The organism is Peribacillus simplex (assembly GCF_001542915.1).
Classification (GTDB): domain Bacteria; phylum Bacillota; class Bacilli; order Bacillales; family DSM-1321; genus Peribacillus; species Peribacillus simplex_B.
Genome location: NZ_LNNH01000012.1, coordinates 594,120 through 616,423, shown reverse-complemented (window position 1 = coordinate 616,423; position 22,304 = coordinate 594,120). Strand labels below are relative to the sequence as shown.

At 38.5% G+C, this 22,304-nt stretch carries 21 protein-coding genes and 2 pseudogenes; 19 read left to right on the top strand and 4 right to left on the bottom strand.

The window, feature by feature from the left end:
* Positions 1-103: 103 nt before the first annotated feature.
* The gene (locus AS888_RS26770; RefSeq protein WP_260320160.1) at positions 104-229 is read left to right on the top strand and encodes a hypothetical protein; all 126 of its coding nucleotides are present in this window, start codon (positions 104-106) and stop codon (positions 227-229) included.
* 438 nt (positions 230-667) lie between these two features.
* On the opposite strand, the gene AS888_RS08030 is transcribed toward AS888_RS26770, so the two are convergent.
* Positions 668-1,546 carry an AraC family transcriptional regulator gene (locus AS888_RS08030; RefSeq protein ID WP_061141620.1) on the bottom strand — a complete coding sequence of 293 codons (879 nt, stop codon included), beginning with the start codon at positions 1,544-1,546 and terminating at the stop codon, positions 668-670.
* 113 nt (positions 1,547-1,659) lie between these two features.
* On the opposite strand from AS888_RS08030, the gene AS888_RS08025 reads away from it, so the two are divergent.
* The 5 genes and pseudogenes from AS888_RS08025 to AS888_RS27120 all read left to right on the top strand — a co-directional run bounded on the left by AS888_RS08025 (position 1,660) and on the right by AS888_RS27120 (position 8,100).
* Positions 1,660-3,312: a glycoside hydrolase family 13 protein gene (locus tag AS888_RS08025; RefSeq protein ID WP_061141619.1), complete on the top strand. Its 1,653-nt coding sequence runs from the start codon at positions 1,660-1,662 to the stop codon at positions 3,310-3,312.
* Positions 3,313-3,317: 5 nt separating this feature from the next.
* Complete coding sequence (locus AS888_RS08020) at positions 3,318-4,736, top strand: sucrose-specific PTS transporter subunit IIBC (protein ID WP_061141838.1); 1,419 nt, start codon at positions 3,318-3,320, stop codon at positions 4,734-4,736.
* Between the two features lie 89 nt (positions 4,737-4,825).
* Positions 4,826-6,298, top strand: a complete 1,473-nt coding sequence (locus AS888_RS08015) for a glycoside hydrolase family 32 protein (protein WP_061141618.1) — start codon at positions 4,826-4,828, stop codon at positions 6,296-6,298.
* A gap of 38 nt (positions 6,299-6,336) precedes the next feature.
* Complete coding sequence (locus AS888_RS08010; protein WP_061141617.1) at positions 6,337-7,302, top strand: carbohydrate kinase family protein; 966 nt, start codon at positions 6,337-6,339, stop codon at positions 7,300-7,302.
* A gap of 454 nt (positions 7,303-7,756) precedes the next feature.
* Positions 7,757-8,100, top strand: a pseudogene (locus AS888_RS27120) (hypothetical protein).
* Between the two features lie 741 nt (positions 8,101-8,841).
* Here the strand turns inward: AS888_RS27120 and AS888_RS08000 are convergent.
* Both AS888_RS08000 and AS888_RS07995 read right to left on the bottom strand, forming a co-directional pair.
* Positions 8,842-9,183 carry a TM2 domain-containing protein gene (locus AS888_RS08000; protein ID WP_061141615.1) on the bottom strand — a complete coding sequence of 114 codons (342 nt, stop codon included), beginning with the start codon at positions 9,181-9,183 and terminating at the stop codon, positions 8,842-8,844.
* 58 nt (positions 9,184-9,241) lie between these two features.
* Positions 9,242-9,949 (bottom strand): hypothetical protein, encoded by a 708-nt coding sequence (locus AS888_RS07995; RefSeq protein ID WP_061141837.1) that lies wholly within the window; start codon positions 9,947-9,949, stop codon positions 9,242-9,244.
* Between the two features lie 917 nt (positions 9,950-10,866).
* On the opposite strand from AS888_RS07995, the gene AS888_RS07990 reads away from it, so the two are divergent.
* The 3 genes from AS888_RS07990 (at position 10,867) to AS888_RS07980 (ending at position 13,928) form a co-directional block, all read left to right on the top strand.
* The gene (locus AS888_RS07990; RefSeq protein WP_061141614.1) at positions 10,867-11,214 is read left to right on the top strand and encodes a metal-sensitive transcriptional regulator; all 348 of its coding nucleotides are present in this window, start codon (positions 10,867-10,869) and stop codon (positions 11,212-11,214) included.
* A gap of 15 nt (positions 11,215-11,229) precedes the next feature.
* Positions 11,230-11,436, top strand: a complete 207-nt coding sequence (gene copZ, locus AS888_RS07985) for a copper chaperone CopZ (RefSeq protein WP_061141613.1) — start codon at positions 11,230-11,232, stop codon at positions 11,434-11,436.
* A gap of 77 nt (positions 11,437-11,513) precedes the next feature.
* Positions 11,514-13,928 (top strand): heavy metal translocating P-type ATPase, encoded by a 2,415-nt coding sequence (locus AS888_RS07980; protein WP_061141612.1) that lies wholly within the window; start codon positions 11,514-11,516, stop codon positions 13,926-13,928.
* 89 nt (positions 13,929-14,017) lie between these two features.
* Here AS888_RS07980 and AS888_RS07975 read toward each other — a convergent pair whose 3' ends face one another.
* The gene (locus AS888_RS07975) at positions 14,018-14,557 is read right to left on the bottom strand and encodes a helix-turn-helix domain-containing protein (RefSeq protein WP_061141611.1); all 540 of its coding nucleotides are present in this window, start codon (positions 14,555-14,557) and stop codon (positions 14,018-14,020) included.
* Between the two features lie 135 nt (positions 14,558-14,692).
* On the opposite strand from AS888_RS07975, the gene AS888_RS07970 reads away from it, so the two are divergent.
* The 10 genes and pseudogenes from AS888_RS07970 (at position 14,693) to AS888_RS24960 (ending at position 22,276) form a co-directional block, all read left to right on the top strand.
* Positions 14,693-14,932, top strand: a complete 240-nt coding sequence (locus tag AS888_RS07970) for a PLD nuclease N-terminal domain-containing protein (protein WP_061141610.1) — start codon at positions 14,693-14,695, stop codon at positions 14,930-14,932.
* On the top strand, positions 14,929-15,834 hold the full coding sequence (locus AS888_RS07965) for an ABC transporter ATP-binding protein (protein ID WP_061141609.1): 906 nt from the start codon (positions 14,929-14,931) through the stop codon (positions 15,832-15,834). The genes AS888_RS07970 and AS888_RS07965 overlap by 4 nt, the downstream gene beginning before the upstream one ends.
* A complete protein-coding gene (locus AS888_RS07960) occupies positions 15,831-16,619 on the top strand; it encodes an ABC-2 transporter permease (RefSeq protein ID WP_061141608.1) in 789 nt (262 codons plus the stop codon). Before AS888_RS07965 ends, AS888_RS07960 begins: the two co-directional genes overlap by 4 nt.
* A 287-nt stretch (positions 16,620-16,906) precedes the next feature.
* Positions 16,907-18,058: an FtsW/RodA/SpoVE family cell cycle protein gene (locus tag AS888_RS07955; protein ID WP_061141607.1), complete on the top strand. Its 1,152-nt coding sequence runs from the start codon at positions 16,907-16,909 to the stop codon at positions 18,056-18,058.
* Positions 18,059-18,379: 321 nt separating this feature from the next.
* Positions 18,380-18,976 carry a TetR/AcrR family transcriptional regulator gene (locus tag AS888_RS07950; RefSeq protein ID WP_061141606.1) on the top strand — a complete coding sequence of 199 codons (597 nt, stop codon included), beginning with the start codon at positions 18,380-18,382 and terminating at the stop codon, positions 18,974-18,976.
* 133 nt (positions 18,977-19,109) lie between these two features.
* Positions 19,110-20,114: a DJ-1/PfpI family protein gene (locus tag AS888_RS07945; RefSeq protein ID WP_397251175.1), complete on the top strand. Its 1,005-nt coding sequence runs from the start codon at positions 19,110-19,112 to the stop codon at positions 20,112-20,114.
* A 42-nt stretch (positions 20,115-20,156) separates the two neighbouring features.
* Positions 20,157-20,594 carry a hypothetical protein gene (locus tag AS888_RS07940; protein WP_061141604.1) on the top strand — a complete coding sequence of 146 codons (438 nt, stop codon included), beginning with the start codon at positions 20,157-20,159 and terminating at the stop codon, positions 20,592-20,594.
* Positions 20,595-20,606: 12 nt separating this feature from the next.
* Positions 20,607-21,221, top strand: a complete 615-nt coding sequence (locus AS888_RS07935; RefSeq protein WP_260320158.1) for a DUF2306 domain-containing protein — start codon at positions 20,607-20,609, stop codon at positions 21,219-21,221.
* Between the two features lie 425 nt (positions 21,222-21,646).
* A complete protein-coding gene (locus tag AS888_RS07930; protein ID WP_061141603.1) occupies positions 21,647-22,129 on the top strand; it encodes a DUF2975 domain-containing protein in 483 nt (160 codons plus the stop codon).
* Between the two features lie 26 nt (positions 22,130-22,155).
* Positions 22,156-22,276, top strand: a pseudogene (locus AS888_RS24960) (helix-turn-helix domain-containing protein).
* Positions 22,277-22,304 lie beyond the last annotated feature (28 nt).

Here is a 22,304-nt window from a genome sequence, read left to right as displayed (position 1 = left end):
GTATGCTAGTTAGCGATGTGCCACATCGATGGTGAGGGTATAAAATTTGGAGGCAGGAGTATGCTAATATACGTAAATAAGCTGCCGCGGGAGGTGAATCAGTATGAGCAATGCTGCAAGAGGTTCCAAAAAAAATAAACCAAATGATGCAAACCATGTGAATGCCGAGACGAAAGCAAATCAGAGACGAAATTCAGAAAAGAATAACCAAGACAATAAGGAAAAGTAAGCATATTGGGAGGCTTCAGTAGCGACTGCTTTTTTGAACCAAAAAATTGCATCTCATATAGAATTTTTTTCTAGAGAACTGATAGATCGACATCGGTTCTCTTTTATTGATTCATCACTTGAAAAAGAAGGTCATTTCTTTGCGTAAAATATCTAGGGTAATTACGATGATTAACCCGTTAATAAAAATATACAAAATACGGGGTTCGTGAACGGAGACACAATAATTATATATTCATAAATAGACCTCGTCAGAATACATTTTTTCTTATACCACAAAAAGGTAGCTAAACGGTTTTCCTTGAATAAGAACCCAATTTCCCATATGGGTTCAATTCAAGATCGGGCCTGGGTAACCAGCCTTGTCTGTATGATGCTCTTCAATGCTTAGATCATGACAACTTTTAAAACATCAGGCAAGCTTCATCTGCATCTTGGGCTAATTTGAAATACCCCTCATATTAAATTTCTTTCTGTATTGAATGGGGGAATAACGCTTATGCTCTTTAAATCTCCTAATGAAATAACTGAAATTCTCAAAACCGACCATAAAAGAAATATCCAAGACTTTTAAATCACTGCTTTTTAGCAACTCGGCCGCTTTTTCACATCGATATTCATTTATATACGTTATGGGCGTTTTACCGATTGCCTGATGAAAATATTTTGAAAAATAATTTTTATTCATATTTAATAGTGAGGCTAAGTCTTCAAGCAATATTTTTTTATCGTAATGATCCTGGATATAGGTGATTACTTTTTTTATGTTTTCCTGTTTTTCTTTTACGTTTGTTTGTAATTCCCAAAAAAGCTTTCGCTCAAAAAGCGCTAAAATAATTTCCAGTAACATGATTTTAATACTTAATGCAGATAATTCCATTGCAATGTGATTAGTTTTAATAATGGCTATTAACTTATCAACGATATATTTCGTTAACGGCCCGTCAATTTGAGTGGAAGAAGGGAACCGTAAATACCCCTTAGTTATAGGTGTGATAATGGAATTTTGGCTGGTATCCGGATAGTCAAAATTCAATATTTGCGGATGAAATACGATAGCATGATGAATCGAGGGACCGGTTGACGTAATTTGGTGCAAGTCACCGGAATTAATGAAAATAAACTGTCCCTTCACAACCTCTACCATATCCGAATTTACCGTAACTTCAATAACACCTTCCTCAACAAAGATAAATTCCAATTCCTCATGCCAATGATAGCCTACATGATAATCCCGTTCTCTGACCTTACTGTATATATGCAAGGGAAATGATGCAGTACCATGAGCGGAGTTTTCTTTTAAAGCTGACTTTTTCATATTACATCCCCTAAAGTGAAAATAGTGTTATTTCTTTTGAAAAAAGTGCAAGAAGTAATTATGTATAATCATTATACTTAAAATGTAAGCGCATTACAAAGGGGAGAAAAAAAGTGAAAGAAAATCAACAAAAGTGGTGGCATAAAAATGTCATTTATCAAATCTATCCTCGAAGCTTTTATGATAGTAACGGTGACGGAATTGGCGATATAGAAGGGATCATACTCAAATTAGATTATTTGGAAAAATTGGGGATCGATGTTATTTGGCTGAGCCCCGTTTATGAATCTCCCAATGTAGATAATGGTTACGATATTAGTGATTACTATTGCATTTTATCTGAATTCGGCACGATGCAAAATATGAATGAATTGCTACTGGAAAGTGAAAAAAGAGGTATAAAAATCATTATGGATCTAGTAGTGAACCACACTTCAGATCAGCATCCTTGGTTCGTTGAAGCGAAAAAATCGAAAGATAATCCAAATAGAGATTACTACATTTGGCGCGATCCGGTGAATGGTCAGGAGCCAAATGAACTAAAATCCAATTTTGGTGGATCAGCTTGGGAATATGATGAAAATACAAACCAGTATTATTTACATTTCTATAGCAAACAGCAACCTGATTTGAATTGGGAGAATGCAGAAATGAGAAATAGTATATGGGACATGATGAATTTCTGGATAGATAAAGGCATAAGTGGCTTCCGCATGGATGTAATCGATTTAATCGGGAAAGACCCTGATCATCTAATAAAAGAAAACGGTTCCAAATTACATGATTATTTGCAAGACATGTATAGAAATACTTTCGGAAACCATGATTTACTCACAGTCGGGGAAACATGGGGAGTCACAACGGAGAATGCTAAATTATACTCTGATCCTAAAAGAAAAGAATTAAATATGGTCTTTCAATTTGAACATATGCAATTAGATAAGGTACCAGGGAAACAAAGATGGGATTTAAGGAAGTTGGAATTAGTAGAGTTAAAAAACGTGTTAAGTAAATGGCAATACGCTCTTGATCAAGAGGGGTGGAATAGCCTATTTTGGAATAATCATGACTTACCGCGGATTGTCTCCAGATGGGGGAATGACCGTGAATATAGGGTAGAGTCAGCAAAAATGTTGGCAACGCTTTTACACGGTATGAAAGGTACTCCGTATATTTATCAAGGTGAGGAAATTGGCATGACTAATGCAGCTTTTACCTCCATTGAAGATTATATTGACATTGAAACTCAAAATATCTATAAAGAACGAATGGCTGCAGGTTTTAATGAAGAAGAAATAATGAAATCGTTTTATATGAAAGCAAGAGACAATGCCAGGACCCCGATGCAGTGGTCTGATGACAAGCATGCAGGTTTTTCCGAAGGTAAACCATGGATGAAAGTCAATCCTAATTACACTTCTATTAATGTTGAAAACGCCCTAAATGATTCAAATTCCATCTTCTTTCACTATCAACAACTAATTAAGCTGAGGAAGCACAATAATACGCTTGTGTATGGATCTTATAAGCTTCTTGATTCCGAGGATAAAAGTATTTATGCGTATGAACGGATTTTAAAGAATAAGAAGCTCTTAATTGTTTGTAACTTTTATGAGCATGAAAAAGAGTTTTGCTATCCGATTACTCATCATTCAGAAGTAGAAATATTAATAAGTAATTATATTGACTCTGGTTCAGATATCAAGAATATAAAGTTACGGCCGTATGAGGCAATTATCTATGAAATAAGTGAAGGGGAGGCTTGAAGAAAGTGAACAACAAAATAGAAGAAAATGCTCAACAAATATTGGATATTATCGGCGGTTCTGAAAATATACTGAGCGCGGCGCATTGCGCAACTCGGCTACGTTTAGTTTTAAAAGACGAATCAGTCGTAAATTCGGAAGATTTATTACATGTCGAATTAGTAAAAGGCCAATTCAGTAATTCTGGCCAATATCAAATTATAATAGGTGCCGGAACAGTAAATGAGGTTTATAATTCACTAATTAAATTAGCTAATATTACCGAATCGACTAAAGCAGAGGTTAAAAAAGAAGCAGACAAAAAAATGAATCCGCTTCAAAAGCTTGTGAAACTTCTGTCAGATATATTCGTTCCAATCATCCCTGCCCTTGTAGCGGCTGGTCTTCTGATGGGAATAAACAATGTGTTAACCTCTAAGGGATTATTCTTTGACGGTAAATCCTTAATGGACATTTACCCGCAAATGACCGACTTTGCCAACATGATCAATATTTTTGCCAATGCTGCTTTTGTTTTCCTGCCGATCTTAATCGGTTTTTCAGCTACGAGAATGTTTGGGGGGAATCCTTATTTAGGTGCAGTTATTGGGATGATAATGGTACATCCCGATTTGTTGAATGCTTATGGATATGGCGAGGCGGTTCTTAAAAATACTGTACCGGTCTGGAATGTTTTTGGCTTAACCATTGAAAAGGTAGGATATCAGGGAACCGTATTCCCGGTCCTGGCCGCGTCATTCATTTTGGCATGGATCGAGAAGAATTTACGTAAAATCATTCCATCCGCTCTAGATAACTTATTGACACCTTTATTGGCTGTTTTTATTACAAGCTTTCTTACCTTTACGGTCGTAGGCGGAATCATGAGGTCGGCAGGAGACTTATTGGCTGATGGGTTGGTTTGGATCTATGATACATTAGGCATGTTTGGAGGTGCTATTTTTGGATTTATCATGGCACCGCTAACATTGACAGGTATGCATCACAGTCTTCTCCCTGTTGATATCCAGCTGATTGCAGGAGGTGGTTCATTCTTGCTTGCCCTTGTAGCCAGTAACAACGTCGCTCAAGGAGGAGCAACATTTGCAGCCATGCTGCTTTCAAAGGATAAAAAACTGAAAAGTATAGCAGTATCTTCAGGTATATCAGCTTTGTTAGGGATTACAGAACCGGCGATGTTTGGTGTGAATCTTAAATTGAAATACCCTTTCTACGCAGCAATGATAGGTTCTGCATTAGGATGTGCTTATGCAGCTTTTGCCCATATCACAAATGTAGCCCCCGGACCGGCTGGTATTATTGGTTTTGTTACTGTCCAAGCTGGTGATGTTATAAACTTTTTAATAGCAGTAAGTATTTCTCTGATTGCATCCTTTTCGATAACCATCCTCCTGTCTAAAACAAAATTTAATAAAAGCTTGTAATCTTTATAGAATGAAATAAATAATCGCTAAAAAACGAGTTGCTTTAGCAGCTCGTTTTTATTAATTTTCGGTTTTGGAGGTAAATAACGATGGAATGGACACAAGAAGCACGCTATCGTACGTATGAAAGTATGACTGCGGAGGAACGTCTGAAGCTGGAAAGGTGCGTATCAGCCAGTCCGTGGCGGCAAAAATATCATATTCAGCCGATGTATGGTTTATTGAACGATCCAAATGGTTTTGTTTGGTTCAAAGGGCGTTACCACTTATTTTATCAATGGTTCCCTTTTGGCGCGGTACATGGGATGAAACACTGGTTCCATACAGAATCAGCTAATTTGGTCGAGTGGGAAAACAAAGGGGTAGCCTTACAACCAGAACTTTCATTTGAAAGCCACGGAATATATTCAGGAAGCGGTTTTGTGCATAAGAATTCTCTATATTTGTTCTATACGGGAAATAAACGAGATGAAGAATGGAATCGCCATTCCTCAAAGTGTTTAGCGATCATGAACAGGAATGGAAAAATAACGAAGCGGGATGTACCTATCATTAAGAGACAGCCAAATGGATATACCGAGCATTTTAGGGACCCGAAGGTATGGCAGGTGGAAGACAAATTCTATATGGTCGTAGGAGCACAACGTGAAAATGTAACAGGCTGTGTCCTTCTTTATCAATCCTATGATTTGATCGCTTGGTCACTGCTTGGAGAGATTGCAACGAAAGAAACGGATTTCGGCTATATGTGGGAATGTCCTGATTACTTTCCCTTACAAAATTATGGAATTCTATTATGTTCCCCTCAAGGGTTGAAGCCAGAAGGTGATTCATACCGCAATATTTATCATTCGGGCGTGTGGGTAGGCAAGCCTTTAAATATTGAAAATGGTCATTTCGACCATGGTGATTTTCAGGAACTCGATGCCGGCTTTGATTTCTATGCACCGCAAACGACGTTATCTCCTGATGGCAGACGGCTTCTTGTTGGTTGGATGGGGTTGCCGGAAATAGAGTATCCCACTGATTCAGAAGGATGGGCACATTGTTTGACCATACCAAGAGAGCTTTCGATTAAGGAAGGTCTTCTTTGTCAGCAGCCTGTTCGTGAATTAAAAGAGAAACGAAAAAAGGAAGCGCGGGCAGCCATGAATGTGAGTAACGAAGTAAGCGATCTGGGTGAACTTTCAGGTGATTGTTTTGAAATGATAGGTGAAATTGAAGTGGGTAATGCAAAGAGAGCTGGACTGAGGTTGCGTGTTGGAAAAGGGGAAGAAACGATACTTTATCTTAATACGGAAACTCAAAAGGTAGTGCTTGACCGTACAAACGCAGGTCTATCGTTTGCGCAAGACTATGGTTCCATTCGTCAAAAGCATTATTCGAAAAACAAGATACGTTTTCACATTTTCATGGATACCTCTTCGATTGAAGTGTTTGTGAATGATGGGGAAATGGTGTTTACATCGCGTTTATTTCCAAGAAAAGAAAGCCAGGGTATTCAGTTTTTTGCAGAAAAAGGTACAGCAAAAATCGATGCAGTCCAGTGGAAATATGACTGAATTCATTTTTGAGAAGTATAAGGGAGGAGTGAGGATAGATGAGCGGAAATAATCTAGTCGTTTGTGTGGGGGAATTATTGATCGATTTCTTTTGCATGGATATCGATGTGGACTTAAAGGCCGGTTCAAGCTTCGTTAAGCGAGCAGGGGGTGCTCCAGCGAATGTGACAGCTGCCATTGCAAAGTTAGGTGGAAATGCTGCATTAGTAGGTAAAGTAGGGAGTGATCCATTTGGCACATTCCTTATTGATGTGATGAAAGAAGTGAAAGTTGATACTGCGCTGGTTACAAGAGATGACCAGGTTCAAACTACGATGGCATTCGTCTCTCTTCAAGCTAATGGTGAAAGAGATTTTGTCTTTTTCCGTGGAGCGGATGAACAATTAAATATAGGTGAGCTGAATCTTGAAAAAGTAATGGCCGCAAAAGTATTACATTTTGGATCTGCTACAGCCATGCTTGGAGGTACAGTACTCATAACGTATTTTAACCTGATGAAGATCGCAAAAGAGAAAGGTATCTTTCTCTCATTTGATCCAAACTTCAGGGCAAATCTTTGGGAGGGCAGAGAAAATGAATTCGTAGAATTAACAAAACGAGCCATCTCTAAGGCCGATCTAGTAAAAGTCAGTGAAGAAGAATTAAAACTTATATCCGGACTAAACGATGTAAAAGCTGGGGTGTTATCCTTGCATCAGTTAGGTGCAAAAATGATTACCGTAACATTAGGTGAAAATGGAACGTTTGTTTCAAATGGCGATGAGCAATCCATCATCTCAAGTATCCCTGTAAAGTCCATTGATTCAACAGGAGCAGGCGATGCTTTTATCGGAGCATTGTTATACCAGATTTCCAACGAAGAAAATTTATCCATTTTTCTAAATGATTACAATAAGCAAAAAGAAATGGTGACCTTTGCAAACAAAGTTGGTGCCTTGACGTGTACGAAAATTGGAGCAATTTCTGCATTGCCGACTCTTGATGAAGTAGTAATGAAAAAATAGTGGAATTTCGCTCATTCCCGAAAGGAACCTTTTTTTTCAAACTTTTGCTGAACCTTCTGAACCAAAGAGCGAAAGGGCAAATTAAAACCAAGCAAAGTGGGTGGATCGTATCGCTTCGAGCGAGTGATTTATATAGAAGGAGTATCCAGCCCTTTCCAGGAAGAAGGCTGACTTTCGGATTTTCCAATAACCGTAAAAATCGAGGGCCGGTATATTCATGCTCAATAAATTGGGTTATAAATAATAATTGAGGCAGACATTTTCTTAATAGAATGTCTGCTTTTTATTCGAAAGTTCGCATTTGAAAAAGGTGTATTTAAAATATTATTAGCAAACCAAGGAGGCTTTTTTGTTTAGACAATCATAAACTATCGAAGTTGGTTGAACAAGCTAGTTCTCTCTATCATCATTGAAGGTAACTAAGAGGTTCTGATTATGAGTAGTGTTGACATGCATGAAAGTATGTTTGAAACGTGTTATCAGAGAATACTGGGAAGAGGCATTAGCACTGAAAGTCAAGGAACAGCAACGTAGCTTTGTACCGTCAATAGCCGTATCACTTGCTAAAGTTTATATTAAAACAGACGTGGAAAATATTGTTTATGTGCCCTGCGCCATCTTTGGCAAAGAAATAATGGTCAGGCAGCCATGTCTGAAATGGTTCATTGGATAGCCAATAGTTTTATTAATTGTAAAAAACATCGTCTAACTGTATGTAAAGAACGAAAATGCTCGCGGTTATCTTCCGATGGAGATGTAAATGATGGAGAAGATGTGTGGGGTGTTTCTATTCAGTAGTGAATTTTCTATCAAAAATAAGTGACTTTCTTAATTGGGAAGGTTGCAGAGTCAGCCTTTTCTATGAATATTCCTTAGGGAACATATTGTAGGAAAAAAATGGTTTTTAACATAAATGATTATACATAGTTGGAGTATGATCGAAACATAATTCAGAAGATTGACCTTATATGCCTGTTAGTATACACAAATAGAATAAACAAGTCACAGTGGAAGTAAAAAATAATGATAAGGTTTATTTATGATATTCAAAATAATTATACTAAAGTAAAAGGGAATTTAAGTGGCATTACCAGAAAAACAAAATCATTAAAAAAAGAAATATAAAAATTTTTTAAAATTAGAAGATGAGTTCTTAAAACGGAATAACTACATAATGAACAGTATGATATGTGTTTATTTAGCAGGTGCGTCAGCTGAAAATCAATGCTGTCTCTAATAAATGAGAGAGGGAGTTTAGTACTACTGGTAAATGTCATATCTGAGGATTTCATATATTCGACGCCCTTGGGGGAATACAAGTTAAAGTGGTGGTGATGGATAAGACGTCCACAATCATGTGCGGTCCCGGTTGGAGATTATACATACAGAAGTAAGAAGGAATTTGATTAACGTCTCATTTCATTAATTTACATGTAATAATTCATGGTAGAGTCATCTAGTAATAAAAAAGAGAATATAAGGTAATCCAATAGAGTTTAATAGATTATCATATATTCTCATGTAACGTACTATTCTGTTTTAAATAGCTGATTCAGCTTCTGTTCGGTTGGAACTTACTTTTTGCAGAGCTTTTACCATAGTGATAGTTTCCATTTCCATAGCTTCATTTTTACGTTCAATTGCTTTACCAATAGCAAACACGTCGAATAAAGACCAAATTCCAAGACCACCAAAAGTTAGCAACATTCCTATTCCCATACCGGTATTACCGGCATAAAATCTATGTCCGCCCCAAACTCCTGTGAACCACCAAAGAGCATAAGCAATTCCTTTTGATTTTGCCTTGCTATTTACTTCGGATTGAACCATTGCCAATTGTTCAGCAGTCATTCCTTGTTTAGCTAATAATGTTGTATTCATAAAATATTTCCTCCAAGTTGTTTGTTAGTTTGTAAATAATTCTTTATTAATAGGCAAATTAGCGTTCTACTTTTTCAATAGATATACCAGGAATGGAAATATCTCCACCCATAGTTGATTCATAAGTTAACAAGCCGGTTGATAATCCCATGATCGTAATTTTATCATCTTCTAGAATTCGAGAGTCAACGATAGAAGAGTCAAGCTCTGCATAAAGGATAGTATCGTAATCATCACCAACTGCAAATCTTATTTGAGTTGTACCGTCACCTTCAATTACTTGAACAACAGTCCCATGGAATTTTACTTTTTCACCTATATAGTCATCTGGAGTTCTAGCTAATTGGTCATAGGTAATTCCTGTGTCATACCCTTTCTTTTCTTTCTCTTCCGCTATTCGATCAGCTTCTTCTTGGGCCTTTTTTTCCGCTTCACTCGCTGCTTTTTCCTCCGCTTCTTTCTTAGCCTTAGCAGCTTCTTCTTTTTTCTTTAGCTCCGCTTCTTTTTCTTTACGTTCTTCATCTTTTAACTTAAAGAACGGTTCAGCTTCCTTCACTTTAGCTTCAAGCTGTGTGTTTTCTTCCTCCAATTGGCTATTTTTTAATGACATTTCTTCATTCCTGTTGTCTAGCTCTGTATTCTTACGAACAGCAGCATCATATTCTTCAACAGAAGGGCCAAACAATGAACCAATAAACAATGCGATAATGGCAGGGAGAATATATCTCCAATTTTTATGGGTAAACCTAAGAAATTTTTCAAACATCGTAACGAATTTCCTTTCATGTTGAATTATGATAAAAAAGAAACCGGCATAATTGAATAGCCCATTTAAACACCAATTATTATCTATGGAAATTATCATAGTTAATACGTTCCTAAGCCCGCTGTAGCATTTTCTTCTTTTTCTATGTCATTTAAACTAGATATAATTTCTTCATGCTTTCTCCTTTAGTCAGTATCTGCGAACATTCTTTTAAGTTGTAAACTAAAAAGTGATCCAATTAATAGGTAAATATATGTATGGAAATTGGCATGCTCAGCAAGAGATAAAAATAGGATGACTGCCTTAACATATTTTCTTTCTAACTATTTAAGAGAATATGAATTGGTACATGTTACTTATGGTTGCCCTTAATTGTTATTTTCCAATCTATTACATTTCCTCCTTTTGTATTACTAGTAAACCTAAATAAATACCTATATCTAGTAATAAACTCCCGTTTTTACAAAAAATCTGTTAAAAGACCGACTATTAGTATACTACTTATTTCCTATTTAGTCATTATAATTTTTGATAAATTAACCAATTGTAGTAACTTAGTCCTCACAATATGCCTCGCGATCGGAACTCCTCTCCTACTTATCAAAAATTCCAATGTTAGAAACCTTAACTTTAATTAAATCCCCTTTTCATTTGGTAATTGGAAATTCTACTTGGGGCTTAATAAAATCCGCCTTCAATATTGCTTTGGTTGTACTTTTCAATCCTCGCATGGAAGTATTAAATAAGAGTTCTTGGAGTTAATGTCTTTCCTTTAAAATCAGGTAGCCTGTACCATCCAAAAAAAGTTTTTGAATAGAAAACGTAACAAAGCGAAAAGTAATCATGATGAGCACTAAACCTTTTCTTTGCATAGGGTAGGAGGGTATGGTATATTAAGGTGTGAGGAGGGATGGGCAATGGATGAATTGGTAAATGGGCCAGATTCACTAAATGAACAAGAATGCTGTACGACAATTTCCAACGGCCGTAAAAGTCATCACTCAGATGCAGTAAAAAAGAATTTAACGACCCGCTTAAATCGTATCGAGGGGCAAATTCGCGGTATTAAGGGTCTGATTGAAAAAGATACGTATTGTGATGATGTGATAACTCAGATAGCGGCCACTCAAAGCGCGATGAATAGTGTCGCCAAGATTTTGTTGGAGGGGCATCTAAAAAATTGTGTCGTGGATCGGCTGAATGAAGGAGATACAGAGGTCATAGATGAAGTCCTAGTTACGATACAAAAATTAATGAAAAAATAAGGAGTGTTGGTTTGTATGGAAAATGTAACATTGAATGTTAGTGGAATGTCTTGTGGGCATTGTGTCAGCGCAGTGGAAGGGAATGTAGGAAAACTGGCAGGTGTGGAAAGTGTGAAGGTGCACTTGGAATCCGGTAAAGTGGATGTAACGTTCGAGAATGGAAAAGTATCACTCGAAAAAATTAAAGAAACGATTGATGATCAGGGGTATGATGTCGAGTAAGTCATGAGAGTGCTTTTAGGGCACTTCTTTTTTACAAAAAAATATACCCCATGGTGGTATGGAAAGGCGAGGATAACATGGGCGATCCCATAAAAGAAACAAGTATGCAAATTTCAGGGATGACTTGCGCTGCTTGTGCTAACCGAATTGAAAAAGGGTTAAACAGGCTGGAAGGCGTCAAAGAAGCTACCGTTAATTTGGCTTTGGAGAAGTCAGTCATTAAATACGACGCTTCAATAGTTAGTGATTCCGATATTGAAATGAAAATTCAAGATCTTGGCTACGATGTCGTAAAAGAGAAAAGGGAATTCACGATTACAGGCATGACTTGTGCTGCCTGTGCAACCCGAATTGAAAAAGGGGTAAATAAATTGGGCGGCGTGAGCAAGGCCAATGTGAATCTGGCGCTCGAAAGTGCAACCGTCGAATATACACCTTCCGAAATCACTCCGGCTGATATCATACAAAAAGTCGAAAAGCTAGGGTATGGAGCGATCATCAAGGAAGATAATAGGGAATCCATTGATTTCCGCCAAAAGGAAATTCAAAAGCAAAAGAATACATTCATCTTTTCCATCATTTTATCGTTTCCGTTGTTATGGGCGATGGTGAGTCATTTCAGGCTCACTTCGTTTATCTATATGCCTGATTTCCTCATGAATCCTTGGGTGCAAATGGCATTCGCCACACCTGTGCAATTCATCATAGGAAAGCAGTTTTATGTAGGGGCGTATAAGGCCTTGAAAAATAAAAGTGCCAATATGGATGTTTTAGTCGCAATGGGTACATCGGCTGCTTATTTTTACAGTGTCTATCAAGCCATCATTTCGGTTGGCTCCCATCACCATACGGCACAGCTTTATTTCGAAACAAGTTCCATTCTGATTACCCTCATTCTATTAGGGAAGCTTTTCGAAGCAAAAGCAAAAGGGCGTTCTTCCGAGGCAATCAAAAAGTTGATGGGTCTCCAGGCAAAGACAGCCTTGGTGTTAAGGAATGGAGAGGAGCGGGAAATCCCCCTTGAAGAAGTACTCGTAGGTGATCTCGTTTTGGTGAAGCCAGGTGAAAAAATCCCTGTAGATGGGGAAGTGGTCGAAGGGAACTCAGCCGTCGATGAGTCCATGTTAACGGGAGAAAGCATTCCAGTCGATAAAACGATCGGTGCTAATGTGATTGGTTCTACTTTGAATAAAAATGGTCATCTGAAAATGAGAGCAACAAAGATAGGCAAGGATACAGCTCTTTCCCAAATCATTAAAGTCGTTGAAGATGCTCAAGGTTCGAAAGCTCCCATTCAGAGGCTTGCTGACAAAATTTCCGGAGTGTTTGTTCCTATCGTTGTCGGAATCGCCCTTTTAACTTTCCTCGTTTGGATCATTTGGGTGAACCCTGGCGTCTTTACACCAGCTTTTGAAGCCATGATTGCGGTGCTCGTCATAGCCTGTCCCTGTGCTTTAGGTTTGGCAACGCCAACTTCCATCATGGCAGGATCGGGGCGGGCTGCAGAATTCGGAATCCTCTTCAAAGCAGGGGAGCACCTGGAAACGACGCATCATATCGGTACGGTCATTTTGGATAAGACGGGTACGGTAACGAATGGAACCCCGATGCTGACCGATGTCATTGTCGCGAATGGCATGGAGGAAGAAGAATTCCTCTCTCTAATCGCCTCAGCTGAAAAGCAATCTGAACATCCACTTGCCCAAGCAATCGTCCAAGGAATTCAAGCAAGAAAGATAGCACTTTCCGACGTTGAAGAGTTTGAAGCGATACCTGGTTATGGGGTGAAAGCGATCGTGAAGCAAAATGGGCTATTGATTGGAACGAGGAAACTGATGAAGCGAAATAATGTGGATATCGCTTCGGCGGAAGCAGTGATGGAAGAATTTGAAGCGCAAGGAAAAACAGCCATGCTTGCTAGCATTGAAGGAAACTATGCAGGGATCATTGCTGTTGCGGATACGATCAAGGAAACTTCGCTGGATGCGATTGCCAGGTTAAAAGCGATGAATATCGAGGTCATCATGATAACCGGCGATAATCAAACGACAGCTAATGCCATCGGCAATCAAGTGGGCATCGGCAAAGTGATTGCCGAAGTCCTTCCTGAAGGGAAGGCGGAAGAGGTGAAAAAACTCCAGGACTCCGGTAAAAAGGTCGCGATGGTCGGTGATGGCATAAATGATGCACCCGCGCTTGCGTTGGCTGATATCGGCATGGCTATCGGAACCGGCACGGACATAGCCATGGAGGCAGCGGACATCACCTTGATCCGCGGTGATTTAAACAGTATTGCTGATGCAATGCTCATGAGCAGGAAAACGATGCGGAATATTAAACAAAACCTGTTCTGGGCCTTTGCCTATAACGTAATCGGATTACCGATCGCGGCAATTGGGCTGCTTGCCCCTTGGTTAGCGGGAGCTGCGATGGCCTTCAGTTCCGTATCAGTCGTTCTGAATGCGCTTCGCCTTCAAAGAGTGAAGCTCTAAAGGCTGGCTTTTTTACAATGAAAGCATTGGTACTCGTACCAATGCTTTTTTTTTATTATTACTCATCCATGAAGTTGGAGGATTGGAAATTAACTTTCTGGGATAATGGTAACGGCAATTGTCCGAACAGGAGCATCTTTTTCTTTTCCAGAGGCATGGTAGTATTTTGTCATCAATTCATTTAATTCAGTTTGAAATTGCATAAAGTGATCCTCAGCGAGCTTTAATTCCACCATAGAGAATGTTGCACCATCTTCCTCGCCTTTTTGTTCTTTCACTTGCTTTAGATAATTTTGATATTGCGTCAAAATTGATAACTGATAAAGGGAAACATAATCAAGCTTCTTTGCAGCTGAGGCTTTTTTCCATTCTTCTGCTTTGATTGTCGCTTCCATTTCATTTAAAGCGTAATATTTTTCGGATACGGATTTCACTTTTTTTTCGTTAATGACGCGAATGATCCCAGCATCCAACATAGCTTGTATATGTCTATATAAAGTTGCTTGAGGTACACCTTCGATGATTTTTACCATTTCCAGGGGAGTCATGCCATGTTCTTTGTTTCTCATCAGAACCTGTGAAATCTTCATTCGTACCGGATGCATTAAAACTTCAGCTTTATTGACCATGCAGTTCTCCTCGTTAGTAGTTAGATTTGATTCTTATTATAAATAATGAGAATGGCTATTGCAATATTCTAATCTGAAAGTTATCATTATCATTATCGATAATGATAATGATAATAGAAGAGAGGAGTTCAACAAATGGAGAAGCACTATGGTTTTAATGATTTGATGAATATCGATATATTCGCCTTCCTCCCCGTGATATTGCCATTTATGGCTGCGGCTTTCCTGTTGGTTTTCATTGCATGGATTGATTTGTACCGACATAGAAAAACGAGGGATAACCTCCTCATTTGGACCGCTGTCATCCTTTTTGTCAGTACGATTGGCCCAATTCTATATCTTGTAATCGGCAGAAAGGAGCGCGATAGATTATGAAACTTGAAATCCGGAATGTGACAAAAGCATTTAATGGAAAAATCGCTGTAGATGATTTCTCGATGGATGTCGAAGCTGGATCATGTGTCGGCTTGATCGGACCGAACGGTGCGGGGAAATCCAGCTTAATAAAAGTGATCTCGAATGTCATGGACTCAGACCGAGGCGAAGTTATGCTGGATGGACAGGACATATCGAAAATGAAAAGCCAAATTGGCTACCTGCCGCAGTATCCAAATTTTTATAATTGGATGACAGCAACAGAAACGCTTACGTTCATGGGGAGACTTTCTGGATTGCAAAAACGGGGTTTAACACGAACCATACCAGGACTTTTAGCAAAGGTGGGTCTGTGCGGTGAAGGGGATTCCAAGATTGGCACATTTTCAGGCGGCATGAAACAAAGACTTGGCATTGCTCAAGCGTTGCTGCATAGTCCTGCACTAATTGTCATGGATGAACCGGTTTCCGCATTAGATCCCATTGGCCGCAGGGAAGTGTTGAACCTGATTGGGAAAATAAAAAAAGAAACGACGATTTTATTATCAACCCACATTTTGAGCGATGCGGAAGAAATATGCGAAAGGTTTGCCATCATGAAAAATGGCAGGAAGATAGAAGATGCCACGATTACTAATCTATTAAGCCGTAATTGGAAAAATAAGCTTTGCGTGAAAATAACAGCGAAGGATCATAGATGGATTAACATTGTAAAAAAATTGCCTTATGTGAAGGAAGTGGAGGTCATTGGATCTGAGGTCAATATAAAAGTGGCAAACATTGAAGAAAACAAATCCCGAATTTTGAAAAACGCGCTTGAAAATGAAGTGGATATAATCAAATTCGAAACGAAAAGCGATACTTTAGAAGATATCTTTCATAAGTTGGTGGTCATGAAATGAATGCCTTTAATGTACTAATGAAAAAAGAATTTATCCATATGTTAAGGGAATATAAAGCTGTTTGGATGCCACTCGTTTTTATCCTGTTAGGGATCACTCAGCCAATAGTAACCCATTACTTGCCCTCTATCATCAAAGCATTGTCCGGGGGACAGGGTATCATGATTGATCCGAATCTGCCAGCCCTTAAGGGGGCGGCAGTATTAGCCAGTACATTAGGTTCGCAATTTGACCAGCTTGGTCTTATGATCCTTGTCATCTCAATGATGGGGATAATACAGACAGATAAAGCAGATGGGATGCTGGCATTTATTTTAACTCGACCTGTTAAGGCAAATTCCTATATTGCTGGAAAAATCGTCTCGAATTTTATGATTGCAGCCTTTAGTGTAGCAATTGGTTACATTGCTTCTACTATCTATGCAAATTACCTATTCACGAATGTTCCATTTTCACTAATGATACCTGCATTTTTGTTGTATCTTGTATGGGTCCTCTTTATCGTCACTTTTACAGCCTTGATCAGTATGATATGTAATGGTCAAGGCATGATCGCTTTAATCTCGCTTGTCTTCCTTATAGGTTGCAGAATCATCGTCAACTTAAATCCTGTACTCGATATAATCAATCCAGCAAGTATGAGCAATCATGCCATGACATTACTCATCACAGGTACAATAAGTTCACATGCTGTAATCAGCCTGCTTGTAGCGTTATTTTGGATGGTTTTGATGTTTTATGTAATGAATTATTGGATCTCTGATAAGAAATACAATCAAGTGTAACCTTAAAAACATCAAACGGATGGAGTTGTGTTACTTGTGAATCACTCACTTTATTTGTGAATTTCGCAATCTCTGCTACCGCAAGGTCAAGAAACCTTCACAAGATTAATATAATAGTGGAAAAAATAGAAAAAAATGAAACAAACGAATGGAAAAATGGTAACATTTAGATGGTGAGTGTTTTGGGTGGGAGTTGATAGGTGAAGAGAGGCATAACCAATAATTAAAGTTATCAGAACGCTATGTAAAAGCAGGTACGAAAAAATTGAAAAAGATTCGGTGATTATGTGAATAAACGAAAAAGTTATTTTGATTCCAATCTGGCTCTGTTAATTGTCATATTGATGATTTTCAGCAGCGTTAGTTTATACAGTGCGCAAAAATATGCACAGCTCAATGTAGATTACTTCCAACAGCAAATCGTATGGTTTGTCATAAGTGGTGTGATGGTCCTGATCATTTTTTATTTTGATTTTGAATCTATCATGAAATTGACCCCATATATCTATTCATTCGGCATTTTGCTTCTATTGTTCGTCTTATTAGGCCCCGAAACGATTGCCCCGGTCAGGAAGGGGGCGAAATCTTGGATCGAAATTCCTGGATTGGGTTCGATACAACCATCTGAGTTCATGAAAATATTTTTAATATTGATGCTGTCCCATATCCTGACTAAACATATTGAAAAGTTTCCAGTAGGGGATATAAGATTCGATATTAAGCTATTGTGCAAGATGGGGTTGCTGGCTGCTCTTCCTATTGGCCTAACCCTGTTGCAAAACGACTTTGGTACTTCATTGGTAATGGCCGTCATCACCATGGGGATTGTCCTCGTATCGGGAATCAATTGGAAGATGATCGCATCCGTGGTTACGGTAGTTGTCGCTTTTATATGTTCCCTAGTAATTACGTTTTTGTATGATCCTAACCTATTATTGGGCTTATTGGATGGCTATCAATTGGATAGGATCAATTCCTGGCTCGATCCATTTGGACATGGCCAGGGAATCGGATACCAATTGAAGCAATCGATATTGGCAATCGGTTCCGGCATGACCGACGGGAAAGGCTTCAACCAAAGCGATGTCTACATACCTGAGGCACATACCGATTTCATATTTACGATAGTTGCCGAGGAGTTTGGGTTCATTGGGGCGAGTTTGCTGATATCCCTTTATTTCTTCATTATCTATAAAATCGTTGCGACAGCTCTGAATTCCTCTTTTTTCGAATCCTTCATTTGTGTAGGGGTCATCTCCTTCTTGACCTTTCACATCTTTCAAAATATTGGAATGGTCATCGGGCTGATTCCCATCACGGGAATTCCGCTTCCGTTGATGAGCTATGGAGGCAGTTCGGTAATGGCTACGATGATGGGGCTTGGACTCGTATTGAATGTTTCATTGAAGAAGAAGGATTACATGTTTTCGAATGAGTGACAAATATCCTCATGACAGTTCTTAGATCAAGCGATGCTTGGTCTTTTTTTCGTTTAAAAAGCATATAAAATCAGGGATGATGTATGCTTCCTTCACCGCTATTTCACCTAACAAGCCTTAAAACCACTTAATAGTAAGGCAATCATTTTTTATGTTAGGTTGGTCACGTCTTCATGAAACACTGAAAAAGGGCCTTCTAGTGAACCTTTGTGATGTTGAACAAGGCGGCCACTAAGTGTATGTATTGATACATTCCTTTATAGTTAGGGAGATTATCGATATAATAAACGTAAATCAGTTATATAGAGGAGCAAACAGATAATGACGAAGATTGATGAGACACGGGATCTTATTATTAAGACCTCCTTGGCTTTGTTTAATAAAAAAGGTTATAGTCAAACATCTATTCAGGATATTATGAGTGAATCGGGCCTACCCAAAGGGGCAATCTACAGAAGGTTTGAAAATAAAAATGAAATCGCTCTTGCTGCTTTTGATTACGCTGGAGGTATTATTTGGAGTCATTTCTTTGAGTCTACCAAGTCTAAGGGAACAGCAACAGAGAAATTAATTGCTATGTGCCATGTCTATCAGGATGCTGTTCATAATCCGCCTATTGAGGGAGGTTGCCCTTTACTGAATACAGCCATTGAAAGCGATTTTGGTTTCCAGGAGCTTCATGAGAAAGCTTCGGAAGCTTATAATCAAACATTACTTTTTATTCAATCTGTCATTGAAGAGGGGATTAGAAGTAAAGAATTTCGTCAAGACGTTAATTCTTATTCACTTGCTTCCTTTCTGTTTTCAACAATTGAAGGTGCAGTGATGGCAAGCCGTTTATCACTCAATAATGATCACATATTCCACAGTATTGAACAAGTTGAAGTATTGTTGAAGCATTACAAGAATGGAAGGTAGGAGGTACTTTTACCTTCCGTTCAATAAATGTTCACATTTCCACTGGTTGCATAACTATGTTTCCTAAGATAGAATATCCTTATCGGACCGGACGGTTCGGTCCTAAAAGATTCGAAAAGCGAGGTATTTATTGATGCATATCCAAGTTGTGTTATTTGATGGTTTTGATCTACTAGATGCAATTGCTCCTTATGAAGTTTTTACTGCTGCGGCGATGTTTACCAATCAAGAGTTAACAGTGGAACTGGTAACAGCAGAAGGAAAACGCATGGTGAAAAGTGGTATTAATGACTTGCTGATTCCAGCGAGCGGTAAGCTTGACGTAACTCGTGGCGGAATCATCCTTGTGCCTGGCGCTTCCGGATCAGTTTATGGGGGTGGAGCCGATTCAGTGCCTGCAAAGTTAAAGAGGGCGACGGAGACGGAATTAAGTAACATGTTAAAATATGCTTTGAATACTTCAGACACACTTGTGTCCACAGTCTGTGGAGGTTCTCTCATTCTAGCAATGAACGGTTTATTAGTCGGTCGCCATGCCGTAACGCATCATATGGGAATGGAATTATTACATGCGACGGATGCAATTCCTATCAATGCACGAATTGTAGATGACGGAAATTTAGTAACTGGCGGTGGTGTTACTTCGGGAATCGATGTGGCCCTTTATCTGATTGAACGAGAATTAGGTCCTCGTATTGCGCATGCAGTTGAACAATTATTCGAATATGAACGTAGAGGGACAGTGTGGAAAGCAGTAGGAAATACACCAAAAGAAGAAAAAGAAATTGAAGTAACAATCGTCGCGCCTCCCCTCCCATCTATGAAAGGTGGATTGGATAATACTTTCGTAGGGGAATGGGACACGACTCTTTCAACACCGATTGGTAAGCTATCAGTACTTTTGAATCTATTTTCTGAAGATGGACGATTCTACGGGACCGCTAAGCAAGGGGACGATGTCGCTACATTAGAGAATCTTATCATTGAAGGCGATCGATTACAATGGTCGATGTTGTCAACGAAGCCCATGCGTTTAAATTTGAAATTCTCTGTTTCGGTCAATGGAGACAGTATGTCTGGTGAAGCAAAAGCGGGAAGGCTGCCTTCATCAAAACTAGTGGGGCACCGTGTGTTATAGGGAGTCACAAAGGATATTTACTAACTAGATAAGGAGTTAAATATGTATCAGTTATTGATATTCATTCATGTAACAAGCGCGTTATTTCTTGGAAGCTTTCTCGTGCTTCCTTGGATGATTAAGACGATATTTTCTCGTACAGGTGATGAGATTATTGGATTTCTTCGAATGGCTTTGAGCTTTCTCCGTTCTGGTCACTATGCGCTTATCTTTCTAATGATAAGTGGGTGGGCTATGGTAACAGGATATTCAGCGTTTCCTTCAATCCTGTGGGTGAGTATAGCAGTTGTTCTGCTGTTGTTGATAGGTGCACTGATGGGGATGATTCTCCAAACGTTCAAGGGAATTATTAAAGCAGAACATCCCCGTAATCATTTCGCGGAAAACCTTACAAAGTTAAGAACGATGAGCTGGGTGATGTTTTTAACGATCTTAATTGCCGTTCTAATTATGACGAATCAGAGTTTGCTTAAAGTATAGGAGGAAGACACATTGAAAGATAAAGTAATAAGGACGATCATATTAATTATTCCGTTAATGTGGGTACTCCATACTCTTTCGAAAAACTTTATGGTCGATCCCAATTTTCAAGGGTTTCTGTCAAAAAAAGACGAGCTACTGGCAAATGAATCGTTGTGGGTGATTATGATTCGTATTCACATTATGTTAGCCATCATCTCGCTTTTAACCGGTCCACTTGGAATCATTAAGTCAATTCGGGTCAAGTTTTTAAAATTTCATCGGTGGAATGGCCGTATTTATGTTTTATCAATTGCCTTAAATTACATTCCTGGATTGTATGTGTCATTCTTTGCAACGGGAGGTTGGGTAAGTACTGTAGGCTTTCTCATTTTAAACACTCTATGGATAACCACAACACTACTTGGCTATTCGTATATTAAGAAGAGGCAAGTACTTGCCCACAGCAAGTGGATGGTTAGAAGCTTTTTTCTTTCCTTTGCCAACATGATAATTTATATAATCGTCGCGATTTCCCACAATGCACTAAGCTTTTCTTACGACACTTCATACACGATAGCAGTTTGGCTTTGCTGGATGCTTAATCTTTCGTTAGCGGAGTTGTTAATCAGAAAGAAGACAGTTTAGGGAGATTTTGTAAAACGAAAAAAATTGACGATTCGTGATTCATTTAAATAGTTGAATTTGTTTGCTTTGCCTTTTTATCATTCATAGTAGAGCTTCCTCTTTAAGATGAGTTTTGGTTTGTGTATCCTCTCATCATACTGAGGGGCTCTGTTTTTTTGAAGAATGCTCTACAGGAATATGACGGTGCGCAGGATAGTTGAAAAGTGTTGATTGACCATTTCGAACAATCTGGCCATTTATTGGAGGAGGATGGTTTTTAACAAAATTATTTATTTATATTGATGGATCAGGTAGTGGATAAAGACTAGTTTAAGTCAGGGAGCATTTTTCAGTTAATAATTCCGCGCAAAAGGATAATTATTTATTGTAAATCGATAAAAATTCCATTAAAATTATGGTGAAGATACTCAAGTGAGGTGCTTTTTGTGAAACAAGTTACGACACTCTTTTTAAAGCTAGCTGTTATTTTTATAGGAATTCCCGTTCTTGCCTTGTGCATATTTTTGGTGCCTAAGATCGGGAATTTTGCTGGAGAATTATATCCAGATATTGCTTATATGAAATCTCTCGTTTTAATAGATATGTATGCGGCAGCGATCCCTTTTTACTTTGCTTTGTATCAAGCTTTTAAACTTTTAAGCTATATTGATAAGAATCAGGCGTTCTCGGAATTATCGGTAAAGGCTTTAAAGAATATAAAGTACTCTGCCATCACAATCAGTACCTTGTACCTGCTGGGTATGCCACTCTACTATCTTATGGCGGAAAGAGTCGACCCTCCAAGTTTTAGACCTATCGGATTGGTGATTATTTTCGCCTCTATGGTGATTGCCTTTTTTGCTGCTGTACTCCAAAGACTATTACAAGAAGCCATTAATATAAAATCGGAAAATGATTTAACGGTCTGAGTTGTGTAAAGGTAGCAAAACGAAAAATGAGCGTAACGGAGCTTTCCGAGAGGGGTGGGATTACGATGGAGAATGTCAACATTAGAAAAAATCTGCGAAGTTTTAGCGTGTCAACCAGGTGATAGTCTAGAATATCAAAGATATTAATTCATTATCTGGATAAGAAAAAGGATTC